The sequence below is a fragment of the Roseburia sp. 1XD42-34 genome, from assembly GCF_009917385.1.
In the GTDB taxonomy this organism is placed as follows: Bacteria; Bacillota; Bacilli; order Bacillales; family Amphibacillaceae; genus Virgibacillus.
On record NZ_QWLJ01000001.1, the window covers coordinates 152,100 to 176,066 of the forward strand.

Genomic DNA, 23,967 nt, shown 5'->3' on the forward strand with positions numbered 1-23,967 from the left:
ACAAGAAATGTTCGTTTACCAAATGTAAATAGAAGCTTATACGTACTAGCATTTTCTTGCTAATTCAGTGATACGAGTTGTCGATATATCTTTAGGAGCAAGCGTAAAGCTGATTGAAAAATCATCGAACTTACAACGATATTTATCCAGCTGGTCTTGACCACAGGAGTTACTTCCTAATCCGTTCTGCTGTTTATCAAGGTGAAGGACGAGATAATCTCGTTCCACTAAATCAATCGTATGTTTTGCTTTTTCCAAATCTCGATCCTCATATTTAGAAACACTGAAGTTAAGCAGCTCTTCTGCGTGGATGAGTAATGCTGTATCTTCATTAGCTAAACTAATCCAATCGCAATCCATATGGTTACCGTTCTCTTGTGGCTTAATATAATCGACAAACAACTCATCGACGCTAGCATGAAACACACCAGGATATGCAGATTGACAGGAGTCCACGTAGTTTTCATGTGGTCCTAATCCACGCCAGGACACGTTTCCAAATCGCTTATTAACGTGCATCTTGACCCCAATTCTTGGTAGCATTGGCGGTGCATTTTCTTTGCGGCCAGAGGCAATTCCTTCTACCTCCAGGTGCAATTTTCCTTGTGGTGTGATGGTATAGCGATATGATAAGTCGTAGTACCAGGAACTATTTGTCGTTCCATAGAAAGCATGTACATTCCATACGAAGTTCCCATCTTGTATGTCGTATGTCACATTACGAACTATATGATGATCCAGATGCATAAAGTATTTGTTTTGATAATCTTCCAGAATATACATATCATTATCAATTGGAGCGCGCCACCACGTAAATGTCGGTCCCTGTTCAATCTGTTGTTCACCATCAAAGGTTGCAGTGAGCAAGTTTCCGCGTACATGATCAAAGCAGTAGGTGAAATGGTCGCCAGATACCATTACAGTACTTCCTTCTGTTAGTAGCGTCAGCTCAGGTGCTTGCGGAACTGTAATCACTTGAAGAGATTCTTTATGGTAGACATAGACGGATCTTGTAACTTCAAACCCAGCAGGAGCCCAATTTGTATCCTCTTTTAATTGGTAAATAAAGTGAACGGTATATTGCGCCCCAGGTTGGTAATGTTCTAAAGCGGGATAATGAATTTGGAACCTTGTTGTGTGTCTTGCTGCTAAATTAGGCAATGGTAGTTCTGTTTCATTGAGCAGCTGATCATCTTCATAAAATTGACAAACAAGTTTGTAAGCTCCTAAACTAGTAAAGTCGAGCCGATTGGTTAGTTGATACATTCCTGACGGTATATCAAGAGGTACTGTTTGCACCGGTTCGATCACTTTTTTATACTCCATTAAACCTGTTGATGGTGTACGATCTGGCATGATGAGGCCGTCAATACAGAAGTTTCCGTTCGTAGGCTCATCCCCGAAATCTCCACCATAGCGATAATATACCTCACCATCTTCTGTAACGGTTTTAATCCCATGATCAAACCATTCCCAAATAAAACCACCTTGCAAATGATCGTGATGGTAGAAGAGTTCTTGATATTCTTTTAGATTTCCAGGACCATTTCCCATTGCATGTGCATATTCACATAGTATATGTGGTTTTTCTGTTTTTCTAATCACTTCATCCATGGTTAATTTATTGTCGTGCTCTAACCATGTGTACATGGTAGTATATACATCGCTTACTTCAGCTTCAAAATCCCCTTCATAATGTACTAAGCGAGTTGGGTCAGCTTGTTTCACATATGCTGCCATTTTTCTGAAGTTATATCCAAAAGCGGATTCATTTCCTAATGACCACATTAGGATAGATGGGTGATTTTTATCTCGTAATAACGTCCGCTTTATCCGGTTAACATAAGCTTCTTCCCACTCAGGGTTATCTGAAATCCATTTGTAATCCCCAGTTAATTCAAAACCGTGACATTCTAGATCTGCTTCTGCAATCACATACATACCGTATTTATTACATAAGTCATAAAAGTAAGGCGCGTTTGGATAATGCGCTGTACGAACAGCATTCATATTATGTTGTTTCATGAGAATGATGTCTTGTTCTATACTCTCATAAGTGGTTACACGTCCTTTATCTGGACTATAATCATGTCTGTTGACACCTTTTAATTTAACCGCTACCCCATTTACAAAAAAACACTTTCCTTTTACTTCAATTTGTCGAAAACCGATATCTTGTTCAATGATTTCAACTAGTTGCCCATTGTTATAAACGGTCATTATCAATTTGTATAAATAAGGGTGCTCTGCAGACCATTTTATCGGATGTTGCACTTCTTGGATTAAACTTTCATTTCCATCTTGCTCTTTGGTAAAAATAACCTCTCCTTCAGCAGTTTTTAGTTCATAGTGAATTCTCTGCTTTTGTAAGTGGTCAAACACAGGATTGACAATTAATGTAGCTTCTTTGTACATAGCATCAAACTGTGTTTTAACGGTAAAGTCATAGAGCCCCGTTCTAGGTCTGGAAAAAAGTTCAACATCTCGGAAGATCCCACTTAACCACCACATATCCTGATCTTCTAAATATGTTCCATCAGACCATTGGAAAACACGAACGGTTAACGTATTCGTTCCCTCTACTAACACATCGCTTAAATCAAATTCACTTTGAATTCTGGCCCCTTTACTATAGCCGATAAATTGATTATTGACATAAACTTCAAATGCTGAATCCACGCCTTGAAATCGTAGGATATATTGATAGTTATGATCTGTTTGCTTAACTTCAAATGTTCTTCGATAAATACCAGTCGGATTTTCTGTTGGTACATACGGCGGTATAATAGGAAAGTTATACCACAAGTCGGAATAGTGCATCTTGCCATAGCCTTGCATTTGCCAATTTCCGGGAACTTCAATAATATCCCATGACGAGATATCAAACTCCGTTTTATAAAAATCTGCCGGGCTATATTCTGGAGCATCTAAGAACAGAAATGACCATTCCCCGTTTAAATTTTGATAGAAATGTGGTTTTTTGCTTGCTGATAGACTCGTAAAATGTGCCCTTGCTTCTAATCTGTTAATCCCATCTAGTTTGTGATTTTCCCATCTTTTTTTAGTTACGACCATTTTCTTCACCCTTTATTTTTTCTTTTCTTTCATATCTTTTGTAGCAAATAAATGCAAAGCCGATGAAAATAACAATCCCCAGCACGTTGTAAATAAGACTGAATAATGGATTCATCGCTCCTTCCGCAACAACTCCTGTCGCAAAATAATCTATTAATGCAGCAGGTGAAGGGAATGTGGAAACAAAGAAAGCGAATAAAAAGAAGACTAATAGCATAATCCCCATGACAATTCCTGTTGTGCGTTTACCTACTTTAAACGTTCTCGGAAGATCGTCTTTTTTAACTCGAAACATGATGTAAGCAATAAGTAAGAAAAGTACAGGTATTAGTGATGTTGCAGCTGTCATATTAATCAATGTTTTTAACAAGGAATTAACAGAACCGATTCCTAAGGCAGGAATAATTAATAATATGGTTACAACAACTGCTTGTAAGGTTAAAGCGTTAGTAGGATTCCCTTCATGGTTTGTCTTAGCAACCCATTTCCCGAAGATCCCTTCTGGAATCTCGGAGAACAAAATCTTAACTGGTGCAGCAGTCCAGATCACTAACGAACCGACAGCACTTAATAGCATGATTAAGCCTACAAATCTCGTAATGCCATCACCAATGCCAAAATAGCTACCTAAAATTACAAAAGCTTCAAATAAAGCATCCGAGTAGTTATCCTGAAGTGCTTCCGCAGGCATGATTAAACCTACCGCTACAGAGCCTAAAGCATACATAATTCCAATCGAAAAAGCAGAAATGATGATGGTGCGAATAAAGGTTTTATTACCACCTTTAATGTCTTTTACATAGACGCCGATGGCTTCTGCCCCTCCAACTGCTTGTAATATCCAAGCTAAAGTGGCAAAGTAATTCCAATTCATCGATGGCATAACCGATTCGCTCGTAAACTCCTGTGCTGACGGCTCACCTAAAATAAATATGACAGCTAAGGCAAAAATGATAAAGCCAACCCCCATTAAAATTCGTGCTACCCCTGATACGTCTGTCACTTTCGAAATCCAGGAAACACCTTTAATGGATACGAATGTAGCTAACCAAAAAAGGAAAATGGACAGAATGGAAATAGCAATGGTTGCGCCGCTTCCAAAAATATTTTTTCCTGTAAAGGTGTAGGAAGCATAGATTAATATTTGTGGCAGTAAAGCAGTAAAATAAAATAAGTTGACAAAAAAGTAAGACCATGAGCCTAGGAAGGCCCATTTTTCACCTAACGAAGTTCTAATCCAGCTGTATACCCCTGATTCAGACTCGGCGTTGGCGGAAGAGAACTCACCAATCATTAGAGCAAAAGGAATAAAATAAAAGATCGTGGCAAATAAAAAAGTAAGTACTGCAGATAAACCAATACTTGCAGTTGCATTTATGATGTTATTAAATGCAAAAACTGCCGTGAAAGCCATTAACAAAAACGAGGTTGCGCTAATCTTTTTTCTATTTTCTGTCACAATTTTAGCTCCTTTCTTTGCTGTTAGACACTTGCAAGATGTACATGTACAATGGGATTTGTTACTATTAAAATAAGCAAACTATTTGTGGTTGCGCTTTCATTGTATCGATTATGATCAGTAAAGTGAATGTTCCCTTGTTGTTTGTTCTTGACATTATGTTGCAAGGAGGAATTTTATTGTTTCATTCGATCGGCACTTTCCAAACAGATGAGCAACTGGCTAGTGATTTTTACATTTATGAATGTGGCTTTGAGGATGTAAAGCCAAGAGACCCATATCAATATCAGCCCATTGACTATTATCTAATTCATTACATTCTTGAAGGAGAAGGACTATTTTTTATTAATGATGAAGTACATCATTTAGGTGCAAAACAAGGGTTCATTATCCCGCCAAATACGAGAAATAATTATTATCCACTTGTAGGAAATCCATGGAGTTACCGTTGGATTGGCTTTAAAGGTGCTGCGTGTTATGATTTATTTTCACGATGTGGGTTATTAAGAAATACTGCTAATGGGGTGGAGAATTTCACGTATCGTTATGAAAATAAACGAAAAATGGATAATCTATTTGCCAATGTGTTTACTTATTCTCAAAACAGAAAACCATATGCTGCGATTGGGGAAGCCTATCATATTATTAATCTATTAATCGAGCAATATGAAGAAGAGATGCGATGTAGGATTACGCAAGGAGAGAAGTATGTAAAGTATGCAATTGATATAATTGAGAATAATTATGATCAGTCCACTTTTTCCGTAGAGCAGCTCGCGCAAATGATAAAAATTGAGCGCTCTTATTTGTATCGGTTGTTTAAGAAGTATTTAAATGTAAACCCAACACACTATATTGTTCAATATCGCATTAATAAGTCGACAGAACTGCTTAAGAGAAGCAGTTCAAGCATTGAAGAGATAGCATATTTAGTTGGTTTTAATAATCCTTCCCATTTTTCAAGACAGTTTTCAAAATGTAAAGGTGTATCGCCGTCCAAATATCGGTCTCAATTTAAAATTATTGATACGGGGCAGAGAAATCAAGAGAATAAGTTTCGTTCATCCATCTGATGAAGCATAAGCGCGTATCATACGTTTATTACACCACATTTATTAATTAAATTAATTAACAAATGTGGTGTTATTTATTCGGCATATAAGGTGCCGTAAGAGCCTGCTTCGGGAGCTAAAGTAGCGCAAAAAGTCGGATAACGACATTTACATTCTCCAATCATTGAAGGTTATCTTTATGGATGCCTTGTAAGGTAATACTAATTAATGACAATGAAAACCAACTAGCTCTGCGACTATTCGATTATTTTGGTTTCCGCTCCAATGGCTTGTATACACAGTTTTTGACAGGGAAAAGAAACGCGTTTAACGCAATTATCGGATTGTCTTCTCGTTGTCCTATTTCGATATTTGATGAACCAACGATAGGAATGGACCAAGCATTACGTAATAATTTTTACCGTGCTTTACTAAAGGATTATTTGGAAGTGCCACGTACTATCCTATTTTCAAGCCATCACTTAGAAGAGATTGAAGAACTGGTTGAATATGTTTTGTTACTAGATAAAGGAAAGAAACAAATCGATGAGTTAAAACATCAAGCTATTGGCTTAATGGTAGAACAAAGCTGATTTATCCATATATACAAGGGATAACGGTGTTGTATCAAGAGAGTATGGGAACAGATACAATGTATGTTGTTGACAGAGCAAATGAAGCTAACGTGGAAAGTGCAAAGCGACTTGAATCAGTGTTACACCTGTTTCAGCTAGTGATATTTGTGTCTATGCAACCGGTTCAGAAAAAGGAGGGATAGATCGTGTTTATCAATGATGTTTCACTTTATCAATTGTTTGGAAACAGTATTAATATAAACAAAAAAGCTATGTCGGTCTAATTTATGTGTCTTTAATGGTATGCAGCTTATTGCAGTGTTATTTGGAATCGATGGGGCAGTTTCATTTGGGATTTCGTTTGCATTTCCTTATAAAGAAGCTAAAAAAAATGTGGAGCAAGAAATAGACCCGTTTACCTATTTTGCCTATGATCGTAACTGGGAAGAATTAGTTCCCTATCAACAAAAACAGTGGGAGTTTCCTGTTCCACAAAAAGTAACTGTAACATCTGATAATAATATGGGAAACAAAAGACAAATGATTTACAAAATCAAGTGGTGGTGGTTATTTTCAATCACCATTTTTCGTTAATGGAATTGACATCCAGCCGTATTTAGAAGATAAACCACTCCAGAGAGTTTCTCTTCACGGTGATCAACTCGCCATTCAAAAATCTAAAGAAACAGAAGTAACCTTCTATATTTTAGATAGGGAGCTACCTTTTAAACAATTTTCTAAAAAGAGTTTTTCCACTGATTCAAAGTTCTTAGGTGGTTAGAATGTTATTTTAATCCGAGTTGGCAAAGACGTCGAGGTCGAATTAACAGAGGATGTTGCTTACTTAGATGAATAAACACACACTAGATAAGTCTCCAATTTGGGCGGAGACTTTTTTGGTTTGTATAATATGGGGAAACCATAGCTGCTTTATACACGGAAATTGATGTCTGAAAATTAAGTTAATTAATGCGGAGTGATTATCATATTGCTTTGTTAGCTATTTGCTACTTCTTACCTACGGATCAAGGGTATTTCTGTAAATAAATATAGGCTAAAGTTCCTCTTAAAACAAGGTTTTTAATACTATATAATGGAAGTAATATAGAAGATAGTTGTAGTTGGGAAAAAGAAGTGCTGAGGTGAAGAGATGGAATCATTGCATTGGATTAATAGCCAAATAACCAGAACGCAAAATTCACTATATATGCTAAATCTTCAATTGGAAGATAAGCGAAGAGAATTAGAGCGCCTTGCATTAGCACAATCAAATTTACAAGACCGCCAGGAAGAATTTAGACAGCATATATCCTGGTGTACTACTCCTGAATTGACGGATAATACATGGGCAGGGTATTTAGCTGATCAATATCAGCAGTGGAGAGAAAATAAACTGAAGAAAAGTTATGTGGATTTATACAATCACCAATTAGTAGAAACGATGGAACAACTCAACAATAAAATTAGAGAAATAAAGCAATCAATCATTGATATTCGAATGGATTTATCAGCTCATAACCATATATTAGACGATTTATACGGTAAACAGCGAAGGGAGTTAATGAATTAATGAGTGAAGAAATAAAAATAGCACATGAACCCATACAAAAAACAATTACAAAACTCGAAATGATTACACAACAACTTAGCTCGGATGTTACAAATGGACATGTAGGGGATAATACGCTCGATATGACCACAAAACTGGAAGAATTGAATTACTTGCTAGAGGGTGTTTTGGCTTCTTATCAAGCAATACTATTGGAGCATAGCAAATCAACAATGGATGCGGTTGATCAGTTTATTGAATCAGAACAATCTATTGCCTCATCGATACAGTTTATAAAGTAAAGGTAGAAATCGCACTCCTTATCCCCTTTATTAGGAGGTTTTTTTCATGAAAGTGTTACATAAAGAAGGAATGGTGGATTATATAGAGGACTGCACCCATAAAGCAGTTGGAATACAACAACAGATAAAAGCTATTTTGCAAGCTGTCAAAAAAATTGTTGCATTGAAAGAAGCTTTAAAGGGAAAAGGCGGGAATGCAATTCGTTCTTTTTATGTAGACGTTCATGAGCCTTTTTTGATTTATATGGATCATTTTTTAACCTCATATCAACAAACATTACAGCAAATGAAAAACGCTGTGCAATCCTTTGAGCCGGACAAGAAGGGTTTTTTTCACCAGTCATTTTTTGAACAGGACTTAGAGCAGGGGGTCAGAAAGCTTGAATACGTCATACAGAGTATTACGCATGAAGCCAATGCAGAGCTTATGAAAATACAAGATATCGTTCAGCTTCCGTTATTAGATGATGAAGAACTGTTACATCGGATATGGCAAGCGAAAAATAGAAAAAATAATATAATTGATCAGTTATATACTTTGGATCAGTCCCAAACAAAAGCATTGGATCCGCTTATCCAAGATTTGATGAAAATGAAAAATTATCTAACTGACATGCAGCATATCTTTCCTCCAGCTAACACATCTATTACTGAGTACGAAAAAATAAAATTAAAAAATGTGGAAAATTATGAGGAAATAGCGGAGAGAAGCCGATTTAGATAAGGATATGATAAAACAGCGAGTAGTGATAACGTCTAAAAGTAAAATTTACTGAACAAGTAAATTTAAATTGCTATTTCATTTTGAAAACAAGCTCTTTTTTATAGTCCAGTCATGTGTCAGCGCTACAAAAGCTTAACCGTTATGTGACGGCGCCGTAAGAAATCCATTTGTTTTACGTAGTAGTTAAATGTGACGGCGCCTTATTTGACAGAGCAAAGGTTTAATTAGCAGTTAGATTACGTTAATTTTTTAATATCCTTAGGTGTCGAAAGAAAATACTTAAAGATTACTTTATCCATAGTATGGTTATAAGGTGAGAGTTCGATTATAATTTTTTTAATTTAATTAAAATTAAAACTATAATACACCGCCAATTATTTTGCGAATTGCTTTAATTTGCAAGGTGGTTCATGTGCCAAATCAATACAGCTGAGGGTTGAACTTGTAAGATGCGTGAAATATTCGTGTAGGAGGATCTTTCATTGGATGCTGAGATTGGTGTGATTGGTTTAGGAACAGTGGGAGTATGACATTGTGTCAGCTAGCTAAGCGAGGGGTACCTACAATAGAATTTGAACGATTTTGAATTGGTCATGATCGATCAGCAGCAGGAGGGAGAAGCAAGAATTTTTGCACGGGGTATATAAGGAGGGAGCTAGAAAAAGAAACCAGTAAACCACTATTATTAGTGAGGACGGGTTTTTGGACGCTGTTATAGATCCGTTAACGAAAAAAGTGAAAAAGAGGGGCACAGCCATGCTATCTGCTTTGTTCCCTATTTTTTTATTATTTATTTTCTCAGGGGGATTCCTATGGTGGGGCAATCCTTATTCCCGAATTGTTTAAAAAACCAATTTCTTAGGGCTGGAATGGGTGCACAAACCTTATCAAGAAGTATAGAGGACGTTGGTACTATGATGGCATCGTTCATACCATGTGGAGGTCAGGGGCATTTTATATAATAATAACACTAGGAATTCCCATTTTTGTAAGTCGTGGCTTTGCATTGTGGAATAAGATGGGATACTTACCGGCAGCTATTGCCATTATCTTAGCATTTACTGGAATTGGCGTTTTACATTGAATAAGGAAGAGATAGAAGCCACTTTAAACGATGCTGAGTTTAAGCAGGTCGTTTAATGGATTTAATTTACAAAAAGAATAAAATGTGTATCATAGGGATTATGTATAAATGTCGTTAGGAGGGACTGGATGAAAAAGGGATTATTGCATCATGTAGAAATCAACGTATCTGATTTAACCAACAGTATACAGTTTTGGGGATGGCTACTGGAGGAGCTTGGATATTCCGTATATCAACAATGGGATACCGGGCAAAGCTGGAAAATAGCAGATACATATCTTGTATTCGTGCAGACAGATAAAAAGTTTATAACTAATGGATTTCACCGTCGTAGAGTAGGGTTGAATCATTTAGCATTTTACGGAGAATCAAAAAAGCAAATTGATGAGATTACAGAACAAATAGTTGCTAGAGGAATTCCGATTTTATATGAAGATAAGCACCCTCATGCTGGAGGACCTAGTCATTATGCAGTATTTTTTGAAGATCCCGATCGGATAAAAGTAGAAGTCGTTGCCTCGGTAGAGTGAGATAATGGAGAGGCTCCACTTGTTTATCGCTAACTGAGTATTGCACTTTTATTCATTTGCATGCAATAATAGAAGGAACCTTCCATCAGTGGGGACTTTTATCTCCTTAATTGTTATTCCAAGGGTCCAGCTGCAAGACCTTTGGACGATTCGGACATGCGAGTTGCAGTTGATTCTTCCAGCTATTCTACTGGAGTCTACCTCGTTGATGGGAGAAGTAGTCTAACTGCACGTTGTTGCATGCAGGATAAGAAACTTTAGTTAGGGATGAAAAAATGAGGAAAGAAATAACGTTACAAGTAAACGATAGCCATATAAAGCAATTGCGGCAAGGGTATCCGCTAATACATCAAGAAGCAGTACAGCCGCAACAATTACCAGAAGAAGGAGCTGTTGTCGAGCTAGTTGATTCAAAGCAGCGCTTTTTTGCTAGAGGCTATTATGGGAAGCAAAATAAGGGAATTGGCTGGGTGCTAACTTATCATAAAAATGAAATGGTAAACGCAAAGCTATTTCAGTCAAAAATATTCACGGCTATCAACAAGCGGCAAGGCTTTTATCAATCAGAGGATACGAATGCGTTTCGAGTTTTTAATGGAGAGGGAGATGGCATAGGCGGACTAACGATCGATTATTTTGCAGGGTATTACTTGATTAATTGGTACAGCGAAGGAATTTATTCTTTTAAAGATGATGTAGTAAGGGCTTTGGACGTATTGGGTAATTATTATGCGATCTACGAGAAAAAGAGATTTCATACGCAAGGAAAGTATGTAGAAGATGACGATTTTGTTAAAGGAGAGCGCGGTTCATTTCCGATTATTGTAAAAGAAAATGGCATGCATTATGCTGTTTACTTAAACGATGGGGCAATGACGGGAGTTTTTCTGGATCAACGAGATGTTCGAAAGGCGATTCGTGATACCTATGCAAAAGGTAAGCGTATGTTAAATACATTTTCTTATACAGGTGCTTTCTCTGTTGCGGCCGCTTTAGGCGGAGCAGAAAAGACGACAAGTGTGGACTTGGCGAAACGGAGCAAGCCGAAAACTATTGAGCAGTTTAGTGTAAATGGCATTGATTTTGATCAGCATGAAATTATCGTTATGGATGTGTTCGATTATTTTAAATATGCACGGAGAAAACAGTTGCAATACGATCTCGTAATAGTTGATCCGCCTAGTTTTGCACGGTCCAAAAAGCGTACGTTTAGTACATCGAAAGATTATCCTGCCTTACTTACAGATGTAATTTCGATTACCAAAGATCAGGGAATCATTGTTGCTTCAACAAATAATGCTAGCTTAGGGATGAAAAAATTCAAAGGCTTTATCAGGCAAGCGTGTCAGAAATCGCAAGCGAATTATAAAGTTCTTGAACAATTTCAGTTACCATCAGACTTTCAAACGAATGAACGGTTTATCCAAAGTAATTATCTGAAGGTATGCATTATTCAAATACAGAAAAAATAAGTAGCCAAGCACCGTTCTGTTCAAAGATAAGAAAGTATAAAATGAGGTGCTTGTGGATAATGAAATAACCGAATAGTCACGTCCGGATCCATCGCTCAGCAACTAGTTGACTTCACGAAATCGCCCTACGATAAGTCATCAGCGGTTCGTGGTGAATAGGATGGCCGAAAAAACGGGCTTACCGCTCAGGCGTCAGCATACCCCTTTTTTAGTGGCATGGTTCCTAAAACTTTAGTTGATTCGTTCCAGTTGCTACATTGCTAAACGGGCGCTTGTTCCTTTGTTATAGTAAAAATCCCCCACCATTTTAGTGATGGGGGATTTTTTAATTCGGGCTATGTTCAATTCCCAAAGTTGCCTGCATAAGGGGCGAATTCGCACCAATTTTGCCTGAAGTTGCTCGCGTAGGGATTGAATTCGCACCAGCCTTGCTTGAAGTTGCTCGCGTGAGGATTAAATCCGCACTAGCCTTGCTTGAAGTTGCTCGCATAGAGAGAGATGGAAGTTGCTCATCCTTAGCGCATTGATGCTAAAATGTTGCCCTTCAAACCTGAAAGGTCGCTAATGCAATCAAAATATAATTGCTAAGTTTCATCCAATCCAATCTCCCTGAGTGCCAAGTATGAACTGAAGACATGCCTATAGGGAGAAAAAATCCCAATTCATGAAATATCTAAAATGGTGTTCTCAGTAGCTAATTGATGTACATGTATCTAAACAAACAATTTTCATTTAGCTTCATTTTCTTTATAATATAATGTATAACTATTGTATGTTTATTAATTTTAGTGCATAATAATGCATAATATATTTAAAAGGCGGCGATAAAATGGCAATTGGTGCAAAAGAAACATTAAAAGGATTGCAAGGTAGAGACTTTTTAACATTGGCAGACTATTCACGTGAAGAGATAGAAGAATTAATCAAATTAGCACAAACACTAAAATTTAATTACAATAGTGGAAACCGAGATCTATTATTAAGAGGAAAGACTTTAGGTATGATTTTTGAAAAATCCTCCACAAGAACAAGGGTTTCTTTTGAAGTTGGGATGTATCAATTGGGAGGAAACGGTATCTTTCTAAACTCCAAGGATTTACAAATTGGAAGAGGAGAGACGATCGCAGATACAGCACAGGTACTGTCAAGGTATCTGGATGGAATTATGATTCGGACTTATTCGCAAGCGGATGTAGAGGAATTAGCAACTCAAGCAAGCATTCCTGTTATTAATGGACTAACAGATGTATATCATCCTTGTCAGGTTTTAGCTGATTTGCTAACCATAAAGGAATTAAAAGGAACGCTCCAAGATTTAAAACTAGCATATATTGGTGATGGAAATAACATGGTAAATTCATTAATGCTGGGAGCGAGTATATTAGGAATGCATGTAGCTGTTGCTGCGCCAAATGATTATCAGCCAGATAAGGAAATTGTGACAAAGGCACGTGCGCTTGCGACCCAATCTGGTGGTAGTGTCGGCATTACGGATCAGCCTCAAGAAGCTGCTCAGCAAGCTGATGTCATATATACGGATGTTTGGACTAGCATGGGACAAGAGGAAGAGCAAGCAAAAAGAGAATTGGCGTTTACGAATTTTCAAGTAAATGCACAATTAATGCGTTTAGCAAAAAGCGACATGAGCTTTATGCACTGTTTACCGGCTCATCGCGGAGAAGAAGTAACTGCAGATGTGATTGATGGTCCTCATTCGGTTGTTTTTCAGCAGGCGGAGAATCGATTGCATGCGCAAAAAGCATTATTAGTAGCTTTAATGGGTGAAACAGTGTAAAGAGGGCGTTCTTTTCGCAAAAGAAAACCCAGAAGAATAACATTTAACACAACAAGCAATGAGTGGTAAATAGCATTCTGTATATAAGGTGTTGTAAGACTCCCACTTCAGGAGTTGTATAAATATGTATTGCAAAAAGTCTAAGTAGGAGATAATAATAGCACCTAAATGCCATAAATGCCCTATTCGTAAGAGACCTTTAAATTATACCCGATCCGTAGTGGATGAGTAAAAACCTCGACGGATGGAAGATTCACTTTACCATTACTAATTTTTTGGCGCTCTGTTAAAGGAGATGGTGGAAAATCTCCATCATCTCTTTTAACCTTACATGACTTTTATAACTTCTTGGTGCCATCACATACCTATTCCATACTTCCATTCCACAGGTTCGTTTTAATCTCCATTTAAATCTATGATAAATGATCTTGCATTCTCCACCCTCTCCTTTACTTTTTGTCCCACAACTTTTTTCGTCTAGAGCTACAACATTATTTCATTTAAGTCAAGAGGAAGGCCGACTAAAAACGGGCTTGCCGCCCGACGTCGGCATACTCCTGTTGCAGGAGCATGATTCCTTTATCTTTAGTTGTTTTGTTCCATTCGCTACGTTGCTACACGGGCGCTCTGCGCCTTTGTTCTGTTATGCCTTCTCTGTTACTAAACTAATTTCGTTTCTACCCTTACTCCAGTAAAATCTATATTTCTTTGCTGGATATGATAGGAAGGCAATGTGTTTTGTAGCTTTTGCTTTATAGTTGCTACGGTTCCTTTAGGGAAAAATGATAACATAGTTGGTCCTGCCCCACTAATGACAGTCCCATATGCGCCATGTTCTTTTGCCATTCGTTTAATAGCATCGTATTTGGCAATTAGCTTTGCACGAAAAGGCTCATGAAAGATGTCTTTTTCCATCATTTTCCCCGCTAGTTTGTAGTTTTCACTCATCAATGCTGCAATTAGGATATTCCCTATACTGCTAGCTTTTGCAGCTTGAGAACGTGAATATACCTCAGGAAGAACTTGTCTTGACACATCTGTTTTCAATTCTTCTTGCGGAATGAACACGAGCATATCGATATTTAATGGGTTTATTTTGCAAACATCTATGGATTTATCGTTGTTATAGGCTGTAACTACTAATCCGCCAAATAGGGCAGCGGCAACGTTATCGGGATGGCCTTCTCGTTCCGTAGCCAATTGTAGTTTTTCTTTGCTGGATAGCCCCAGCTGACAACATTGATTAGCTAACTCGATACCAGCAATAATTGCTGAGGCACTACTTCCTAATCCACGAGCTAAAGGAATTCCACTATGAATGGTCATAGAGCAAGCCGGAAGTTCCTTCCCATATAGCGCTGCAGTTTGATTGGCTACCTGATAGATAAAATGCTCCTTATAGTTGTTAAAAGCTGGTAGCATTTCTGATTGCTGATCGATCTTCCAAGTATTACTTGCTGAAACGGTTAGTGTAAGATATAAATCCACTGCTAATCCTAATGAGTCAAAGCCAGGTCCAATATTTGCGGAGCTGGCCGGTACGGAAAGGCTAAATGGTTTCATGTAGTAACCTGCTTCGCTAAATATTCCATAACCGCTTCCTCGTCATTTGGTAAAGACACTGGGTCGATGTTTAACTCATCAATGGCTGTTTGTGGATCCTTTAACCCATTTCCTGTTAATACAGCTACAACTTTACTGCCTTGTTTAATCGTTCCGTTCTTTGTTTCTCGAATAACTCCAGCTATGGATGCATTGGATCCTGGTTCAGCAAAGATTCCTTCCGTTTGAGCTAACGTTTTGAAAGCATGAATAATTTCTTCATCGCTGACTGCTTTAATTGCACCGCCTGACTCATTTCTAGCTGCTTCAGCCAGTTTCCAGCTAGCAGGATTTCCAATCCGAATAGCTGTTGCAATCGTCTCTGGCTGTTCAATAACTTTGTTGTTGACAATAGCTGCTGCTCCTTCTGCTTCAAAACCAAACATTTTTGGTAGCCCTGTCTGTTTAAAAGCATCGTATTCCTTAAATCCTTTCCAATAGGCACTTATATTTCCAGCATTGCCGACAGGAATAGCTAACACATCAGGGGCTGCACCTAATTCATCACAAAGTTCAAAGGCAGCTGTTTTTTGTCCTTCAAGCCGGTAAGGGTTGACTGAATTAACTAATGTGACGGGCTGTTTTTCACTTAGATGGCGAACCATCGTTAAAGCCTCATCAAAATTACCATCTATTTCGACGATCTCTGCACCATACATAATAGCTTGTGCTAGTTTACCAAGAGCCACTTTCCCTTTAGGAATGACAATAATTGCTTTTATTCCTGCCTTCGCAGCATATGCCGCGGCAGAGGCAGATGTATTTCCTGTGGAGGCGCAAATAACCGAATTACTACCTTCTTCAATTGCTTTAGCGACAGCCATTACCATTCCTCGATCTTTAAATGAACCTGTCGGATTAGCACCTTCCATTTTTCCATATAATTCAATACCTAATTCCTTGGACAAGTTCGTCAGATGGATGAGTGGTGTGTTGCCCTCATGTAATGTTAGTGCAGGCGTATGATTCGTAGTTGGCAAAAACTCATGATAATGTTTTAGCAGTCCCGGCCAATTCATCTGGTGCATCCCCTTCCACTTTATAGTAGCTCTTGATTTGTTTGACAACGTCTAATTGTTGAAGCTGTTTTAATGCTTTTTCAAAAATTGATAAAGATGTTTGATGTGTAATCAGTATAATTTCCGCCAAGCCGCTCTGCTTCATTGGTGTTTGTAAAATGCGTTTAAAGCTGATGGATAGATCATTAAACAAGGTTGATATTTCGGAAAATGCCCCAATACGATCTTTCACGTGAATACGTAAGTAATACTGTCCTAAGCGTTGCTCGCTATTTCGTAATGTGGTTGTAATCCTAGGTTCAAATGAAGCATTTCCGCTTACGCCTAGGCGCATATTCTTAATTACGGTAACGAGATCGGAAACGATTGCTGTTGCTGTAGGTAAGCTTCCGGCACCTGGCCCGTAGAACATGGTTTCACCAACCGCATCCCCATACACATAAACTGCATTATATTCATTTTTTACACCGGCTAATGGATGATCATTAGAGAGAAAAGTTGGTTGCACACTTACTTCAATTTGCTGATTTTCACATTGCGCAAATCCAATTAATTTCATCGTATAGCCGAATTTTTCACCATATTGTAAATCCGCTAACTCTAGATCCTTAATTCCATTTACCTCTACTTCCGATAATGCCAAATCGGTAGAAAAAGCCAATCTTCCTAATATCGCCATTTTTCTAGCTGCATCCAATCCTTCCACATCCGCTGTAGGATCGGCCTCAGCAAAACCTAATTCCTGTGCTTCCTTTAATGCACCCTCATAAGTAATTCCATTATTTGTCATTTTCGTTAAAATATAATTCGTGGTTCCATTGACAATTCCCATAACTTTTTGAATGCGGTCCGAAGCTAAACCATCTGTAATCCCTCGTAAAATAGGTATACCACCAGCTACGCTTGCTTCGTAATAAAAATCACATTTATGCTGACGAGCCGTTTCTTCTAATTCCGTTCCGTGTAAGGCGATTAGATCTTTATTGGCACTTACTACATGTTTTTTAACTCTAAATGCTTCCAGTATATATTGATAAGCTTCATCAATACCTCCCATTACTTCTATAATAACATCAATTTCGGGATCTTGAAGAATATCTTCTGGATCGGTAGTGAGAAACGTTTGATTGAGATCAACATCACGCACCTTATCTACATTACGAACTAATATACGTTTAACTTCAATGGCACAGCCTAATTGATGAACGAGCTCTTCTTGATGATTTTTTATAAGTTTGATGACTCCTGAACCGACGACACCTAATCCTAATAGACCGATGGAAACCTTGTTTCCCACTTCATCACCTCATCGCTTTTGTTTAATAGCTATTTAAACACGAATAATGAAGGATAGCAATAGCGAAATTTTCAAATAAAAAAATAAACGGCTTACATGTAAGAAAATATGATTTATGTGTCATTTCTATGGACTAGAAGAGAAACTTCGTTTAACCTTTTGCTCTCTTTTTGAATAAACTACAAAGAAAAGAATGTGCAAAGAGGTGTATAAATTGAATGTTACAACAGTAGGATTTCTCTTCTTTTTAAGTTTAGTATTTGGAGCAGCAGTAGGTTGTTTATTTAATCATATGAAAGTAGGAGCCTCCATAGGGCTTGGGGTGGGGATGTTGATTGTGATTCTATTTCGAATCAAGCGATGGTAAACGTTTCATTTTCCTTTGCTAAGGATGTGGTATCGTAAACCGAACCAAAAAAGCAGCAAGTCCTGTTTGGGTAGGAAATCTAACCTTATGAACAAATAAATAATGTGGTTCAACAAGTGCTGTGCATATGCTCTAGTGCATATAAAATTAACCCTACAGTATATGTTGTTGCGAGGGTTACAATGGTTCTCGTTCGTCAGTTAGACAAGCAATAGTCGTACAAGACATGAAAAAGGATAAAAAATGGTTGTCAAAGTAGGGTAAAACGGAACTTGGCTAAAAGGTGTACCGTGTTCACTGACGTAAGGCGGCAATTACCCACGTATTCAAGTAAAGAAAATCAATGTAGCATGAAGTTTTCATTTTTTTTTGATATACTAACATTACCTCACATCATTACAAGGAGGAAACATCGTTGAATAAAGAAGCAAAGTTACAAAAGGATGCCATGCGCGTTTTAAAAGAAACGAGTAGAACCTTTTATATTCCGATTACGCTACTAAAATCCGTATTAAAACATACGGTTGGCTCTGCGTATTTATGTATGCGGGCAATTGATGAAGTGGAAGATCATGAGCAACTATCTCCTGAGACAAAACAACATTTATTGCGATCAACTAGTAAATTATTACAAGAACGCTCATTTGATGAAGAGGCGTATCACCAGTTAATAAAGCCGTATGTAGCTTTATTGCCAGAAGTAACTATACGGCTGGATGATTGGTTAAAAGTATGCCCTGAAGATATAGTTATTAAAATTAAACAGTCTACAAGTATTATGGCGGATGGAATGGCCAAATGGACAGAAAAGAATTGGGACTTGCGAACAAAAGAAGATTTAGACGAATATACATATTATGTTGCAGGGTTAGTAGGTGTAATGCTTTCAGATATCTGGGAATGGTACGATAACACGAAAACGGATTATAATCTAGCAGTTGGTTATGGCAGAGGTCTGCAGGCGGTAAATATGTTAAGAAACCAGGAAGAAGATGCGGACCGAGGCGTTCATTTTGTTCCAGATGGTTGGACAAGAGCCGATCTATTTGCATATGCCAAGGAAAATTTGCAGCAAGCAGAAATCTATATAAAGGATATTCAAACAAGAAATATTTTACTATTTTGTAAGATCCCTCTAGCTTTAGCTAAAAAGACATTGAAGGCATTAGAAAATGGGGAAGAAAAAATGTCACGTAGTGAAGTTGAAGCTACGGTAGATGATATTTTAAAACAATAAGTGTTGAAGTATTGAAACTTGAATTGTTGACAAAATAATAACGGCAACCTATAATCATGAACTGTGTATAAAAACGAGCAAGCCGGTGGGTTCTTGTCAAGATTATTTCATGCTGTTTTAGCAACATAGGTATGACGAAGGCCTTCGTTATGGTAACTTGGTAAGTAGTAAGTAAAGTGAAGTATCGGGGAATAATCTTTATCCACCCAATGGTCTTTAATGACAAGTGAAGTAGAACGTGTTTGAAAAAGTAGATGAAGAGGTAATTTAGAATTTCATTGTACTTTGTTTCGAATATTTAGATCTAGTGAAATAGTTAACCAGAGCTAGAAACAAACGATTAAATTATAGAAATTCATGCCGTTTTATTGATTTTTTTAAACTGCTTGTATAGGCGAATTATAGGCACTTGCTCCTAAATTTAGGAGGAAAAACGTGGACTTAAAAAAAGACACGAAGTTAGATTGGCCGGTCTTCCTCATTAGTGGAGGAATACTAATACTGTTTATTCTATTGTCACTTTGGAGTAGCGAAGCGGTTGGAACTGCTGTAAGTACATTATTTGCATATGCTTCGCAGCTCTTTGGTGCATATTGGCAACTGTTATTGTTAGGGAATTTTTTTATCGGACTATTTTTAGCTTTTTCAAAATATGGAAAAGTAAAATTAGGACATCAAGCTCAGCCTAAATATAGCTATTTTAAATGGGTATCCATGATTTTAGTAACGCTCTTGGCAAGCGGTGGAGTGTTTTGGGCTGCATCCGAGCCAATGTACCATTATATGGCAAATCCTCCATTATTCGGCGGTGAGGAATTTCAGGATATCAATGCTGCCTTTGCGCAATCATTTATGCATTGGGGTTTTTTAGCATGGGCCATTCTAGGAACACTTGCTGTTATCGTAATGATGTATGTTCATTACAGTAAGGGATTTCCACTTAAGCCAAGAGGTCTACTGTATCCTGTGTTTGGTGAAAAGATATATCGTAAAAGTGTAATTGGAACGATTGCTGATGTAATAGCTATTATTGCAACTGTTGCAGGAACACTTGGACCTTTGGGGTTTTTAGGATTACAGATTGCTTATGGAATGAGTCACTTACTTGGGACACCTAATAATTTAACTGTAAGTATTATTGTGATTATAGGATTAGTGATAGTTGCAGCAATTTCTGCTGCTACTGGTGTGGATCGTGGAATCGTGACATTAAGCCGTTATAACGTAGTCTTCACGATACTTTTAGCAGTCCTCATACTCATTATTGGGCCAACAGCATTTATTATTGATGCGTTTGTTGGTGGTACGGGAGTACATTTACAAAATTTCTTTACGATGTCCTTATTCCGGGGAGATGAAGGGTGGCTTTCCTCTTGGACGATCTTTTTCTGGGGGTGGTTTCTTGGTTATGCTCCCATGCTGATCGTGTTTATTAGTCGAATTTCTAGGGGAAGAACGATTCGCGAGTTAGTTATTGCTGTTTCCATTGTAGCCCCGATTGTGAATAATTTTTGGTTCTCCATTGTTGGCGGCACAGGAGTGTTTTTTGAAAATAAACATCCAGGATCTGTTTCCGACTCTTTAAATGAGGGTGGTATGCCAGCAGCAGTAATGGCGATTACCGACCAGCTCCCATTAAGTGTTTGGTTTGGCGTTGCCTTTCTGCTTGTGTCCATTATTTTTGTTGCCACAACAGCTGATACAATGGCGTACACGGTTGCAGCAACAATTACAGGAAACGATCATCCAAAGCGCTGGCTACGCGTATTTTGGGCGTTAATCTTTGGTGGAACTTCGGCAGCAATTTTAACAATAGGTGAGGATAGTGTGGCTTCGATCCAAAATTCTATCGTTATAACAGCCGTACCCGTTTCTATTTTGCTACTCCCTACGCTTTGGTGTGCGCCTAGAATTGCTAGGACAATGGCATTGGAGCAAGGACTGATTTGGCAAAGAGAATTGCTAAAGAAAGTAGATAAGTAAAAAACCTCTATCTGTTAGAAAGATTTTTTCTATCAGATAGAGGTTTTTAGTATTTGGGAGGTCTGTTTGGGAATAGAGAAAGGTAAGGGAAAGATCTTCCCATTTCGAAGGAAATAACTTAAGAAGCTATGGCAAAAGGATTTACAGGCCTGTGCATAAAGGGACGTTTTCCTCCCCCAAGGCAATGCAACAAAAGCAAGCGAAAGCTTACGCTCAATTGTACACAATTCAAAATCTTGAATTCAAATTGGAAAGTCAGTAAACTGATAGATAAGGTCATCAGATGACCTTATTAGGGGATGAGTGAAAACGCTTTAATTAAAAAGAGAGAAAAGAGGGGTTTCTATGTATCTAATTGTTGCGTTAAGTGCAATTATTGCACCATTTATTTTTTTAGTAGTTTTTCGACTGCCAGCTACAAAAGGGATGACGTGGAGTGCATTCATTGTTATCGGACTTGCAATGGCAATTTGGGGGGTGGAGGGAAAGTTAATAGTCTCTTCTGTATTGCAGGGAATACATAAAACACTAACCATACTTTGGATTTTATTCGGAGCCCTTTTGTTGTTAAACACACTTCGCAAAACAGGAGCAGTAGATCGAATTAACCAGGGGTTTCAAAACATTTCAACGGATATGCGCGTGCAAGTAATTATTGTTGCTTTTTTATTCGGATCGTTAATAGAAGGAGCTGCTGGCTTTGGGACTCCGGCAATGGTAACAGGTCCATTAATGATCGCGCTTGGGTTTCGTCCATTAGCTGCTGCAACGCTTGCTTTAATTGCAGATAGTACAGCAGTTGCTTTTGGAGCAGTGGGTACCCCGGTAGCAGTCGGTTTAAGTACGCTTCCGGAATCAGGTCCAGCATTTTTTCGAGAAATAGGGAAAGCGATTACAACCATTGATATATTTGCGGGAACATTTATACCCTTTACTTTAATCGTTATTATGACAGTATTCTTTGGAAAGGATAAAGGATTAAAGGATGCATGGCCAATGTTACCCTGGTCGCTATTAATTGGTATCGTTTACACTTCATCTGCATTCCTATATGCAGTGGTTTTTGGGCAAGAGTTTATTGCGATTTTAGCATCATTAACAGCGTTAATTGTTGCAACTATAACAGCAAAGAAAGGTTGGCTGCTACCGAAAAAAACATGGCAAGGTGCCTTGCAAGAAGATTTTCATCCAGAAAAGAAAAAATCCGATATGGGACTGTTTGCAGCGTGGTCGCCATATGTGATTGTTGTTGCGTTGTTATTAATGACGCGGATTATCCCTTGGCTGGCTCAATTTACAAAAACAGCAATTGATTTTTCATGGACAAATATTCTTGGCGTTGAAGGAATTACCTCTAATTGGGAGTTTCTATATTCACCAGGAACGATCCTGGCAGTTGCTGCAATGGTTTCGGTCTTTCTTCATCGAAAGAATTTTTCTGTATTTATCTCAGCAGTTAACCAGTCTTTTTCAACCATGAAAACGACTGCAATATCATTAATTGCTACATTAGCGATGGTGCATGTATTTACGAATTCAGGTATCAATGTTCATGACTTGGTGAGCATGCCTCAATATATTGCTGAATCACTGGCTAATTCTTTAGGTTCAGTTTGGTTTTTGGCAGCGCCCTTTTTAGGTGAGTTAGGTGCATTTATTACTGGCAGCGCTACTGTCTCTACATTAACATTTGCACCAATTCAATATAGTGTTGCAAACCAAGTTGGTATGGATGTAAATGCTGTTTTAGCAGCGCAAATTGTCGGAGCTGGTGCAGGTAATATGATTTGTGTCCATAATGTGGTAGCAGCCAGTGCTGTAGTAGGCTTGTCCGGGAAAGAAGGCGATATTATCCGAAAAACATTGTCACCAGCCATTTTATATGGTTTGGTTGTCGGTTTAGCTACTTATTTTATTTTTTAGTTTAGAGTGTTTAAACAATTTCTACGGTAAGTCACCATCGATGTACTTTAAACGAGCTACCGTCATTTAGTGCAGTGTTTGAAATAATATTTTTTTGCTCATCATCTATGATTTAAAGGCAATTCACTCCTCGATAGCTTTTCAAATATAGACGTATCAAGTAAAATGGGTTCAAATAAGGGGGAGTGGGAAGCATGAAATATAAGCGTATTCAACCTAAAAAAATATATGAACAAGTAGCTGATTCATTAATTGACATGATTAAATCCGGGCAGTTACAGCCTGGAGATAAATTAGATTCTGTTGAAAAATTAGCAGTTAATTTTGAAGTGGGGAGATCGGCAATTCGCGAGGCATTAAGTGGATTGCGCTCCATGGGGTTAGTGGAGACGCGTCAAGGGGAAGGAACGTACGTGAAAAGATTCGACCCGAAAAGATTCACTCTTCCTGTTAGTACCGCTTTTCTAATGAAACGAAATGACGTACAAGAACTCTATCAAGTTCGGAAAATATTAGAAGTCGGAACCGCGGGGTTAGCAGCGGAAAATTATCAGGCAGCTGATTTATTGGAAATGGAAAAAGCTTTAGTTGTGATGGAACATGCTAAAGGAAATGAGGCTTTAGCAGAACAAGCTGATACTGATTTCCATGTAGCCATTGCCCGAGCAACACATATAAACTTATTAAATCATTTAATGGAAAGTGTCGCTGCGCTGATGTCAGAAACAATAAGGGAAGCTAGGCAGATTTTATTGTATACGGAGGACCGTGCAGATACGTTGTTAAAAGAACATCAACTAATTTTTGAAGCGATCAAAAGCAGACGGGCGGACCAATCAAGAGAAGCAATGTACAATCACTTAGAGCAAGTAGAAAAATTAGTGTTTAAGCATCTTGATGTATAGCTTTTCTTCCTGTCCGC

19 protein-coding genes are annotated in these 23,967 nt (G+C 38.0%); 14 read left to right on the plus strand and 5 right to left on the minus strand.

Annotation, left to right across the window (positions count from 1 at the left end; translation table 11 throughout):
• Positions 1-45 precede the first annotated feature (45 nt).
• On the minus strand, positions 46-3,075 hold the full coding sequence (gene ebgA / locus D1839_RS00615) for a beta-galactosidase subunit alpha (protein ID WP_120377955.1): 3,030 nt from the start codon (positions 3,073-3,075) through the stop codon (positions 46-48).
• The gene (locus D1839_RS00620) at positions 3,062-4,534 is read right to left on the minus strand and encodes an amino acid permease (protein ID WP_199689870.1); all 1,473 of its coding nucleotides are present in this window, start codon (positions 4,532-4,534) and stop codon (positions 3,062-3,064) included. Before D1839_RS00620 ends, ebgA begins: the two co-directional genes overlap by 14 nt.
• A gap of 179 nt (positions 4,535-4,713) precedes the next feature.
• On the opposite strand from D1839_RS00620, the gene D1839_RS00625 reads away from it, so the two are divergent.
• The 9 genes from D1839_RS00625 (at position 4,714) to argF (ending at position 13,617) form a co-directional block, all read left to right on the plus strand.
• Positions 4,714-5,607 carry an AraC family transcriptional regulator gene (locus tag D1839_RS00625; RefSeq protein ID WP_199689871.1) on the plus strand — a complete coding sequence of 298 codons (894 nt, stop codon included), beginning with the start codon at positions 4,714-4,716 and terminating at the stop codon, positions 5,605-5,607.
• Positions 5,608-5,789: 182 nt separating this feature from the next.
• Positions 5,790-6,179: a hypothetical protein gene (locus D1839_RS00630; protein WP_120377956.1), complete on the plus strand. Its 390-nt coding sequence runs from the start codon at positions 5,790-5,792 to the stop codon at positions 6,177-6,179.
• Positions 6,180-6,464: 285 nt separating this feature from the next.
• Positions 6,465-6,755 carry a hypothetical protein gene (locus D1839_RS00635; protein WP_120377957.1) on the plus strand — a complete coding sequence of 97 codons (291 nt, stop codon included), beginning with the start codon at positions 6,465-6,467 and terminating at the stop codon, positions 6,753-6,755.
• Positions 6,756-7,311: 556 nt separating this feature from the next.
• Positions 7,312-7,731, plus strand: coding sequence for a YwqH-like family protein (locus tag D1839_RS00640; RefSeq protein WP_120377958.1), 420 nt, complete (start codon positions 7,312-7,314; stop codon positions 7,729-7,731).
• Positions 7,731-8,012, plus strand: coding sequence for a DUF5344 family protein (locus tag D1839_RS00645; protein WP_120377959.1), 282 nt, complete (start codon positions 7,731-7,733; stop codon positions 8,010-8,012). The genes D1839_RS00640 and D1839_RS00645 overlap by 1 nt, the downstream gene beginning before the upstream one ends.
• Before the next feature lie 46 nt (positions 8,013-8,058).
• Entirely contained in the window at positions 8,059-8,736 is a 678-nt protein-coding gene (locus D1839_RS00650; protein WP_120377960.1) for an LXG domain-containing protein, read from the plus strand.
• A gap of 1,212 nt (positions 8,737-9,948) precedes the next feature.
• A complete protein-coding gene (locus tag D1839_RS00655) occupies positions 9,949-10,350 on the plus strand; it encodes a VOC family protein (RefSeq protein WP_120377961.1) in 402 nt (133 codons plus the stop codon).
• 275 nt (positions 10,351-10,625) lie between these two features.
• Complete coding sequence (locus D1839_RS00660; protein WP_120377962.1) at positions 10,626-11,822, plus strand: class I SAM-dependent rRNA methyltransferase; 1,197 nt, start codon at positions 10,626-10,628, stop codon at positions 11,820-11,822.
• Positions 11,823-12,651: 829 nt separating this feature from the next.
• Positions 12,652-13,617, plus strand: a complete 966-nt coding sequence (gene argF / locus D1839_RS00665) for an ornithine carbamoyltransferase (RefSeq protein WP_120377963.1) — start codon at positions 12,652-12,654, stop codon at positions 13,615-13,617.
• Positions 13,618-14,277: 660 nt separating this feature from the next.
• Here argF and thrB read toward each other — a convergent pair.
• From thrB to D1839_RS00680, 3 genes are read right to left on the minus strand one after another with little or no spacing between them, the layout of a single operon-like run.
• Positions 14,278-15,180 carry a homoserine kinase gene (gene thrB, locus D1839_RS00670; protein WP_120377964.1) on the minus strand — a complete coding sequence of 301 codons (903 nt, stop codon included), beginning with the start codon at positions 15,178-15,180 and terminating at the stop codon, positions 14,278-14,280.
• A complete protein-coding gene (thrC, locus tag D1839_RS00675) occupies positions 15,177-16,238 on the minus strand; it encodes a threonine synthase (RefSeq protein ID WP_120377965.1) in 1,062 nt (353 codons plus the stop codon). Before thrC ends, thrB begins: the two co-directional genes overlap by 4 nt.
• The gene (locus D1839_RS00680) at positions 16,204-17,535 is read right to left on the minus strand and encodes a homoserine dehydrogenase (protein ID WP_120377966.1); all 1,332 of its coding nucleotides are present in this window, start codon (positions 17,533-17,535) and stop codon (positions 16,204-16,206) included. Before D1839_RS00680 ends, thrC begins: the two co-directional genes overlap by 35 nt.
• A gap of 214 nt (positions 17,536-17,749) precedes the next feature.
• Between D1839_RS00680 and D1839_RS00685 the strand changes: the two genes are divergently transcribed.
• The 5 genes from D1839_RS00685 to D1839_RS00705 all read left to right on the plus strand — a co-directional run bounded on the left by D1839_RS00685 (position 17,750) and on the right by D1839_RS00705 (position 23,950).
• Positions 17,750-17,902, plus strand: coding sequence for a hypothetical protein (locus D1839_RS00685; RefSeq protein WP_158589573.1), 153 nt, complete (start codon positions 17,750-17,752; stop codon positions 17,900-17,902).
• 415 nt (positions 17,903-18,317) lie between these two features.
• Positions 18,318-19,139 carry a squalene/phytoene synthase family protein gene (locus D1839_RS00690; RefSeq protein ID WP_120377967.1) on the plus strand — a complete coding sequence of 274 codons (822 nt, stop codon included), beginning with the start codon at positions 18,318-18,320 and terminating at the stop codon, positions 19,137-19,139.
• A gap of 435 nt (positions 19,140-19,574) precedes the next feature.
• A complete protein-coding gene (locus D1839_RS00695; protein WP_120377968.1) occupies positions 19,575-21,122 on the plus strand; it encodes a BCCT family transporter in 1,548 nt (515 codons plus the stop codon).
• Between the two features lie 345 nt (positions 21,123-21,467).
• Positions 21,468-23,045 (plus strand): L-lactate permease, encoded by a 1,578-nt coding sequence (locus D1839_RS00700; RefSeq protein ID WP_120377969.1) that lies wholly within the window; start codon positions 21,468-21,470, stop codon positions 23,043-23,045.
• Positions 23,046-23,239: 194 nt separating this feature from the next.
• The gene (locus D1839_RS00705) at positions 23,240-23,950 is read left to right on the plus strand and encodes a FadR/GntR family transcriptional regulator (RefSeq protein WP_120377970.1); all 711 of its coding nucleotides are present in this window, start codon (positions 23,240-23,242) and stop codon (positions 23,948-23,950) included.
• The last annotated feature ends 17 nt before the right edge of the window (positions 23,951-23,967 follow it).

Excerpts from the sequence above, each read along its gene's own strand:
- ebgA (WP_120377955.1), bottom strand. The coding sequence starts at position 3,075 with ATGGTCGTAACTAAAAAAAGATGGGAAAATCACAAACTAGATGGGATT.
- D1839_RS00630 (WP_120377956.1), top strand. The coding sequence starts at position 5,790 with ATGCCTTGTAAGGTAATACTAATTAATGACAATGAAAACCAACTAGCT.
- D1839_RS00635 (WP_120377957.1), top strand. The coding sequence starts at position 6,465 with ATGCAGCTTATTGCAGTGTTATTTGGAATCGATGGGGCAGTTTCATTT.
- D1839_RS00640 (WP_120377958.1), top strand. The coding sequence starts at position 7,312 with ATGGAATCATTGCATTGGATTAATAGCCAAATAACCAGAACGCAAAAT.
- D1839_RS00645 (WP_120377959.1), top strand. The coding sequence starts at position 7,731 with ATGAGTGAAGAAATAAAAATAGCACATGAACCCATACAAAAAACAATT.
- D1839_RS00650 (WP_120377960.1), top strand. The coding sequence starts at position 8,059 with ATGAAAGTGTTACATAAAGAAGGAATGGTGGATTATATAGAGGACTGC.
- D1839_RS00655 (WP_120377961.1), top strand. The coding sequence starts at position 9,949 with ATGAAAAAGGGATTATTGCATCATGTAGAAATCAACGTATCTGATTTA.
- D1839_RS00660 (WP_120377962.1), top strand. The coding sequence starts at position 10,626 with ATGAGGAAAGAAATAACGTTACAAGTAAACGATAGCCATATAAAGCAA.
- argF (WP_120377963.1), top strand. The coding sequence starts at position 12,652 with ATGGCAATTGGTGCAAAAGAAACATTAAAAGGATTGCAAGGTAGAGAC.
- thrB (WP_120377964.1), bottom strand. The coding sequence starts at position 15,180 with ATGAAACCATTTAGCCTTTCCGTACCGGCCAGCTCCGCAAATATTGGA.
- thrC (WP_120377965.1), bottom strand. The coding sequence starts at position 16,238 with ATGAATTGGCCGGGACTGCTAAAACATTATCATGAGTTTTTGCCAACT.
- D1839_RS00700 (WP_120377969.1), top strand. The coding sequence starts at position 21,468 with ATGTATCTAATTGTTGCGTTAAGTGCAATTATTGCACCATTTATTTTT.
- D1839_RS00705 (WP_120377970.1), top strand. The coding sequence starts at position 23,240 with ATGAAATATAAGCGTATTCAACCTAAAAAAATATATGAACAAGTAGCT.